Genomic DNA, 1,036 nt, shown 5'->3' with positions numbered 1-1,036 from the left:
CGCTGGTGGTACTGGATCCGCAGGGATCTGGGAGGCCCAGTCGTGCCGACAATTTTTTTCACCCCTCGTCTGAAATAGACGGGGGGTTTTTTACGGTTCCAAAGTTGTATAGAGCCGCATAGAATACCGCTTGGGGTTTTTGCGCGGTGAGGGTGCTGGCTTACGCCGAAAGAGGTGGAACGGACCCATAATTGTTACTCATAGGCTCGCTGGGCAACACGAAAAAGACCAAGAGAACAATCGCGCCGATGAGGGGAACGGCACTGATTAGAAGCCACCACCCGGATCGGCCAACGTCGTGTAACCGGCGGAATTGTAAGGCTAAACTTGGCATAAAGACGGCCAAGCCATAGAGCCACGTCATGAATGCTAAGGGATGCACCAATGCCGTGATTACGGATAGGGCGAAAATGACGAGCATATTATACAAGGTGAACATCCAGAATTCGCGGCGCGAGGCGCGGCCTGCAAAATCGAAATAATGTTGCCAGACCCGAGAATACCATGACATAGAATAGTCTCCTCTAGAGGATTTAGAATCATATTAATCATACGCGATAGTTCTGAAAATGCATGGATGTCTGGAACAAAAAATTTCAATCAAATCTTGAACGGGGATATACATCCGCCGCGTAGAGGCGGTCGCTAATCGTTCTTGTGAGTGGGCTGCCGTGGGTTTATTGCTTACCTCTTTGTACTCATTCACTGCGCATATTGGATTTCCACCTTGCATGAGAACTAGACACCAACATAGTCACCATCATGCTAGATGCCTGACATTCTTGCTGATCTTATTGCTCGTTCTGGGGACGATCGGCGCGGCGCTGGTGCCTCTTCCTAGCCGGGACGGTCTTGCCGATCACGCTGGCGGTGGCCTATGCCATTGCGCGCCAGAGTCCCCTCAACGTCCTCTTAACGGATGCCTGTATATGGTCAAATAAAAATGGCTCTCCCGCACTTTTGCTGAAAGATAGGCAGAATGGGAGCATGGTCCTTGCCGTGTGGTTCGAATGGTGCCGAATAGGTCGACGAGGAT

The 1,036-nt window shown here is 50.9% G+C and carries 1 protein-coding gene; it reads right to left on the bottom strand.

Features of this window, described 5'->3' with window-relative positions; genetic code table 11:
* Positions 1-160: 160 nt before the first annotated feature.
* The gene (locus tag CO251_RS11195; protein ID WP_103375910.1) at positions 161-511 is read right to left on the bottom strand and encodes a DUF805 domain-containing protein; all 351 of its coding nucleotides are present in this window, start codon (positions 509-511) and stop codon (positions 161-163) included.
* Positions 512-1,036: the final 525 nt, after the last annotated feature.

Source organism: Sulfobacillus sp. hq2 (assembly GCF_002903155.1).
Lineage (GTDB): Bacteria > Bacillota > Sulfobacillia > Sulfobacillales > Sulfobacillaceae > Sulfobacillus > Sulfobacillus thermotolerans.
The sequence above is the reverse complement of the archived record's forward strand: the minus strand, read 5'-3'. Positions and strand labels throughout refer to the sequence as shown.